This is a genomic window from Phytohabitans kaempferiae (assembly GCF_042433955.1).
Taxonomy (GTDB): domain Bacteria; phylum Actinomycetota; class Actinomycetes; order Mycobacteriales; family Micromonosporaceae; genus Phytohabitans; species Phytohabitans kaempferiae.
In genome coordinates this window covers 24235-30252 of the sequence record NZ_JBHLUH010000051.1, presented here as the reverse complement: position 1 = coordinate 30252, position 6018 = coordinate 24235, and the positions used below count along the sequence as shown (strand labels likewise).

At 70.9% G+C, this 6018-nt stretch carries 7 protein-coding genes; 1 reads left to right on the top strand and 6 read right to left on the bottom strand.

Annotated features, from left to right (window positions below; genetic code table 11):
* Window positions 1-857: 857 nt before the first annotated feature.
* Window positions 858-1700, bottom strand: coding sequence for an ABC transporter permease (locus ACFFIA_RS24385; protein ID WP_377254118.1), 843 nt, complete (start codon window positions 1698-1700; stop codon window positions 858-860).
* Complete coding sequence (locus tag ACFFIA_RS24380; RefSeq protein WP_377254124.1) at window positions 1697-2650, bottom strand: ATP-binding cassette domain-containing protein; 954 nt, start codon at window positions 2648-2650, stop codon at window positions 1697-1699. The genes ACFFIA_RS24385 and ACFFIA_RS24380 overlap by 4 nt, the downstream gene beginning before the upstream one ends.
* 81 nt (window positions 2651-2731) lie before the next feature.
* Between ACFFIA_RS24380 and ACFFIA_RS24375 the strand changes: the two genes are divergently transcribed.
* Window positions 2732-3496 (top strand): TetR/AcrR family transcriptional regulator, encoded by a 765-nt coding sequence (locus tag ACFFIA_RS24375; protein WP_377254116.1) that lies wholly within the window; start codon window positions 2732-2734, stop codon window positions 3494-3496.
* A gap of 185 nt (window positions 3497-3681) precedes the next feature.
* Here ACFFIA_RS24375 and ACFFIA_RS24370 read toward each other — a convergent pair whose 3' ends face one another.
* The 4 genes from ACFFIA_RS24370 to ACFFIA_RS24355 all read right to left on the bottom strand — a co-directional run bounded on the left by ACFFIA_RS24370 (window position 3682) and on the right by ACFFIA_RS24355 (window position 6011).
* A complete protein-coding gene (locus tag ACFFIA_RS24370; protein ID WP_377254114.1) occupies window positions 3682-4164 on the bottom strand; it encodes a cupin domain-containing protein in 483 nt (160 codons plus the stop codon).
* Window positions 4165-4252: 88 nt separating this feature from the next.
* Window positions 4253-5011: a class I SAM-dependent methyltransferase gene (locus tag ACFFIA_RS24365; protein WP_377254112.1), complete on the bottom strand. Its 759-nt coding sequence runs from the start codon at window positions 5009-5011 to the stop codon at window positions 4253-4255.
* Window positions 4983-5732, bottom strand: coding sequence for a 2-hydroxy-acid oxidase (locus tag ACFFIA_RS24360; RefSeq protein WP_377254110.1), 750 nt, complete (start codon window positions 5730-5732; stop codon window positions 4983-4985). The genes ACFFIA_RS24365 and ACFFIA_RS24360 overlap by 29 nt, the downstream gene beginning before the upstream one ends.
* A 3-nt stretch (window positions 5733-5735) precedes the next feature.
* Entirely contained in the window at window positions 5736-6011 is a 276-nt protein-coding gene (locus ACFFIA_RS24355) for a phosphopantetheine-binding protein (protein WP_377254108.1), read from the bottom strand.
* Between the last annotated feature and the right edge of the window lie 7 nt (window positions 6012-6018).

Here is a 6018-nt window from a genome sequence, read left to right as displayed (position 1 = left end):
CCCTAACCTGAAGCTACAACTCAAATCGGACCTAAGTCAACAAACTACCGCTAGAGATCTTTCGTGGTCGAGGTTCGCGCTTTGCGTCGCGGTTCGATTCCGGTTTGACAGAGGGGAGCTGCCGCGATGCCCGTCGCGCTCTGGGCCGCTGCTCCCGCAGCCGCACCCTCCGCGTCCCCACGATCTCGACCCGACCCAACGCGGGCGGCCTTGGTCCCGGGCACCATCCTCTGGATCTTGAGTGCTCGCTTACGGCAAGATGTTGTCCGCGACCAGCCCGGGGTTGCCCCGGGCGGCAGGTCGGGTCCGTGTTCAAGAGAGCTGTCGAGCTGGGCGCACCAACGCGCCCAACTCGCGCCGAATCGCCGGCACACTCCCTCAGCCCGGCGATAGGTCGGGATAGTTGGTTGGACCGGCGGCGCTCGGTCCGGGCCTGGTCGCTTCGCAAGAGGCTATGTCAGGGACGTAGACCCATGCGGGGCCCACACAGCCCGCCGGGTCCGGCGCGGCTGGCCCGCCGGAGCCGGTATCCACACCACGAGCCGCGCATCCGGTGCCCGTCCCGGGGGTTGGGCGCATCGGTGCGCCCAGCTCGATAGCTTCTCGCACAGACGACACCAGGTCCGAACGCGGCCCAGCCACGCGACCACCTCGACCCCGAAACCTCTCTGGTTCTCTCCGAACCCGCAGGCGCCGGGTAGCGGCACGAGTTCCGTGGCGTGTTCACCTCTGAGCCTGCGGCAACGGGATGAGCATCCGTCCGAGATCCAGAGTGAACGGCGCCATCCCACGGAGCAATTACCTCCGAGGTCATGACGAAGGCGGCTCCTCGGTCGGTGCGAACCCAGCGGATCTGGTCACCGGCTCAGGCGCTGGTACTGCCGTACCGCCAGGGGGAGGAAGAGCGCGGCGATGACGGCCGGCCAGAGGAGGGCGGCCGCGATGGCGTGCTCCTCGATCCAGTAGCCGCTGGGCACGGCCGGGGCGGCGAACAGGTCGCGGATCGCGCCGGCGGTGGCGGAGACCGGGTTCCACGCGGCGACCGTGCCGAGCCAGCCGGGCATCAGGTCGGGCGGCGCGAAGACCGAGGAGAGCATCCCGAACGGGAAGGCCAGCGCGAAGAGGTTGCCGGCCGCCTCGGTGTTCTTCACCATCAGCCCGATCTGGACGCCGACGAAGATGAGCGAAAGCCGCAGCCAGAGCAGCAGCCCGAAGGCGGCCAGCGTCTCGGCGAGGCTGCCGCCGGGCCGCCAGCCGAGGATGAGCGCGATGGCGACGAGGATCGCCAGGTCGACCGTGGCCTGGATGATGTCGGCCAGGCCACGCCCCGTGACCACCGCGGAGGGGGCCATCGGCATGGAGCGGAAGCGGTCGATGAAGCCCTTCTCCTTGATCATCGCCATCGGGAAGGCGGTGTTCATGAAGCCGAAGGCCATGGTCATGGCGAACAGGCCGGGCATGGCGTACTCCAGGTAGCCGGTGCCGGCGCCCTGCCCGGTGACGTCCATCGCGCTGCCGAAGACGTATACGAACAGCAGCACGAAGACGATCGGGAAGCCCAGCTGCCAGGCGAACGTGGAGGGCTGGCGGACCAGGTGGGTCATCTCCTGGACCAGGATCGTCCAGCAGTCGGTGACCGCCCACTTCGCCCGGCTGGCGAAGCTGTCGTCGGCATCGGGCGTGATCGAAAGCGTGGTCATTGGCGCGCTCCGGTCAGTTGCAGGAATGCCTCGTCCAGGGTCGGGCGGCGCAGGCCCAGGTCGGCGACGGTGAGCCGCTGCTCGCGCAGCTCGGCCGCGATCTCGGTGAGGGCGGCGACGCCGTTGTCAACGGCGACGCTGACGGCGAGCGTGGCATCGTCCACTGTGGGCGTACGCTCGCCGGCCCCCGCCTTGTCGAGCATCGCCTCGATCGCCGGCAGGTCCGCCGGGTCGGCCGCGACCACTTCGAGCCGCTCGTTGCCGATGCGCCGCTTCAGGCCATCCGGCGTGTCCTCGACGAGGTTGCGCCCCTGGTCGATCACGGCGATGCGGTCGCAGAGCTTGTCCGCCTCGTCCAGGTAGTGCGTGGTGAGCAGGACGGTGGTGCCACGGGCGGCCAGGTCGCCGACCGCCTGCCACACCTCGCGCCGCCCGGCCGGGTCGAGGCCGGTGGTGGGCTCGTCCAGAAACAGCACCTCGGGCGCGAGGATCATGCTGGAGGCCAGGTCGAGCCGGCGGCGCATCCCGCCGGAGAACTTCTTGGGGGACCTGTCCGCGGCGTCGGCGAGCCCGAACTGGGCCAGCAGCTCGTCGGCCCGCTGCCGGGCGGCCGCCTTGCCGATGTGGAAGAGCCGGCCGAACATCACCAGGTTCTGCCGGGCGCTGATCGCGTCGTCGACCGCGGTGGCCTGCCCGGTGAGGCCGATCCGCCGCCGCACCAGCCGCGGCTGGGTCCGCACGTCGAAGCCGGCCACCTCGGCCAGCCCGCCGTCGGCCCGGATCAGCGTGCAGAGGACGCGCACGGCGGTCGTCTTGCCGGCGCCGTTGGGACCGAGCAGTCCGTAGACCTGCCCGCGGGGAACCTCAAGATCCAGCCCGTCGAGGGCGTGTGTGTCGCCATACCGCTTCCGTAGGCCCTCCGTGCGGACCACGTAATCGGAGCTCACCAGTGCCTCCAGCAATCTGGGTACGATGTACGCAGATTAGCGTACGCTGTACCCAGATAGCAACGCTTATAGGATGACCGCACCATGACGAGCGAGACAAACGGCTCTGAGCAGCTACGGCGCAGCATCGATCTGCTCTGGGGCGACGGCGGGCGACCCTCCCGCGGGCCCAAGCCGAGCCTGACCCTGCCGACGATCGTCGAGGCGGCGATCACGGTCGCCGACCGGGACGGCATCGCCGCCCTCTCCATGCGGCGGGTCGCCGCCGAGCTGGGGGTCGGCGCGATGTCGCTCTACCGGTACGTGCCGGGCAAGGCCGAGCTGCTCGCGCTCATGCTCGACAAGGTCTCCGGTCCCAACGAGGCGGCGGAGCGGGTCGCCGGCGAGGGCTGGCGCACGGTGCTCGAAGCGGTCGCGCGGGGGTCGTACCGGCTCTACCTCGACCACCGCTGGCTGCTCCACATCAACTGGACCCGGCCGGTGATGGGGCCCAACAGCCTCGCCGGCCTCGAGCTGGTCGTGGGCGCGCTCGACCGGCTGGGGCTCAGCGACCAGGAGCGGATGGCGGTCGTCATCACGCTCGACGGCTTCGTCGCCGGCTACGCCCGCCAGTACGTGCAGTACTACAGCGCGGCCGAGGAGAGCGGCGTCAGCGAGGAGGAGTTCTGGGGCCAGCACTACCCGGTGCTGGTCAGGGCGATGGAGTCGGGCAAGTACCCGGCCATGGCGGCGCTCGACGAGAACGCGTTCGACATGGGCTGGGAGGAGACCTTCGAGTTCGGACTCCAGCGCATGCTCGACGGCCTGGCCGTGCTGTTCGAGTCCCGCGCGAGCGGCGCGGTCAGCTGAGGCGTTCGATCGTCACAGGGATGAGCCCGCGCCGCCGCATGCCGTCCAGTTTCCCGCCCGCCGGCGGCGCGGTGCGGCAGCGCCGCACGGTCGCGATCGATGTCGGGGACCTAGCCTCCTAGGACGCCGTAGACGAGGTGACCCGCCCCGGTCGGGACGGTCCACCATCGAGCTGCCGAAACGGGTCAGAGCCAGTGGTTGTCGTGCTCCAGGAAGAAGGCGGAGCGCTCCTCATCGGACTTCGAGGCGAGGTCGAGCAGCCCTTCGAAGTACCCCTCCCGGGGCGCTCCGGGCGCGAAGTGCAGCAGCATCGACGCCGGTGCGCCGGACTCGTTGCGGAAGCCGTGTACGCCTCCCGCCGGCACATGCACGAAGTCGCCCGGCGTGCAGTCGATCCACCTGGTGCCGTCGTAGATGCGGATCGTGCCGGTGAGGACGTAGAACGACTCGGAGATCGACCGGTGGAAGTGCGGGTCGGGGCCGCTGGGCTCGGGGCCCATCTCCCAGCGGTACAGGCCGAACTGCCCGGCCGTGGACGCGTTCGTCGCCAGGTAGTGCACGGTGTTGCCGGTTTTCGGATAGGTCAACTCGGGCTCGTGGCCGTCCGGGCGGTAGGTGGCGGTGATCTCGCCGCCCTCGCCCGTGTACAGGATCGGTGGATAGCTCATGAGCCCGTTCTACACCGAAACCGCGGGGAGGACGCGGGCGCGGCGAGGCACACCGCCACCGAAGGGGCCACGCCGCCCTGAGCACCGGTCAGGCCGGCGCGGTCACCTCCACGTACAGGCTCTCGTCGTTGCGCAGCACGCGGTCGAGGTCGGCGACGTCGGGCCGTACCCCCTCCCGGAACGCGCACCGCCGCACCGCCGCCGGGTCGAAGCCGGCCGCTTCGAGGGCGTGACGGAGCTCGTCGAGGTCGTAGATCCAGCGGTGGCCGTACAGGTAGAACATCTGGTTGAACATGAACGCCCGCCGCGCCGGCATCGGCGGACCGAGGCCGGCGGCCCGCATGCGCTTGCGGTGCCGGGCGAAGAACGCCTCGCCGGCGCGGTAACCCTCCACATAGGTCGCCAGGTCGGGCGTGGTGACGCGGAGCAGCCCGCCGGGCGCGAGGATCCGCCGCACCTCGGCGAGCCAGGCGATGCCGGCGCCGAGCGAGACGTGCTCGATGAGGTGCTCGGCGTAGACCCAGTCGACGCTCCCGTCGGCGAAGGGGAGCGTGGTGGTGATGTCGAGCGCCGCGAAGTACGCCTCGCCGTCGACCCGGTAGACGCGGCCGGGAGCGGCGGTCGAGTCGGCGGTGCGCAGCGGCACGACGTCGGAGGCGAGCGCCGCGGGGTGACGGCTCTTCCAGGCCGCGAACTCCACGCCGGTCAGGCCAAGACCCCGCAGGAACGAGGCGTCGAACGGGGGATCGCCGACCTCCTCCAGCTTGTCGCAGATCGCCCCGTCGATGAGGAACGCGTCCATCCGCGCGGACAGCTCCTCAGGCCGCCCCCAGTCCCACTCGGACACCGCCGCCACCCCCGTCCCGTTCCAGCCCAATGAAGTCCACTGTGGAGCTGCATGTGTAGCCGAGCACCGGGTCGCGGTCGGCGACGACGACGCGGCGCGGCGCGGGGTCGGCGAGCTCGCCGGCGAGCGCCCACCACACGCCGGTGTACGGCTGCCCGGCCGGCGGATCCAGCGTGCCGGCCGGGAGCGCCCCGTTTCGCGCGCAGCGCACCGGCCCGACCCGCGCGACGCCTGAGTCGCCGCACAGCAGTGCCACGCCGGCGTGCCGGGCCGGCAGGGGAGCGGGGGCCGGCAGGTCGTAGTGGAGGGTGGCCTGCTCGACCACGATGACGAGCGCACGCCGCAGGTCCGGATAGGACTGTGCGATCTGGAGCGCCGTGAAGCCCGCCGCCACGCCCTGGTCGCAGACCGCGAAGGCGAGCGGCCCGCCCGGGCACACGTGGCTCAGGTAGGTGGCGGTCGCCCGCCCGGGGCGTACGTCCGGCACCGCGAACGCCAGCACCAGCAGGTCGACCGGCTCGTCCGGGCGCACGATGTCGGCGATCAGCGCGGCGGCCATCTCGCCGTACGACTGGCCGCCGGCGGGCGGGCGGGGCGTGAGCCCGTACGGCCCCACGAGGTCGGCGAGGTAGCCGGCGTAGTGCGGCTCGTGCCCGGGGTGTGCGGTGCGCGCCGCCGGCTCGTCGAAGACCCGGCGGGCGGCCCGCGCCAGCCACAGCATGGTTCACTCCGCCGGTATCAGGTGGCGCACGACGAAGTCGGCCAGTGTGCCCACCGTCGCGAAGTCGTCGCGGTCGATGTCTTCGACGTCGATCTGGAGGGCGAGATCCTCCTCCAGCTCCAGCATCAGCTCCAGCGTGCTGGAGGAGCTCATGCCGAGGTCCTCCATGAGCCGACTCTGCTCGGTCGGATCGGGCATCTCCTTGCGCAGCACCCGCGGCAGCAGCGTGCGGATGCTCTGCACGACCTGCGGTCGCAGGTCGATGTCGAGCTGCTCCATAGTGGTA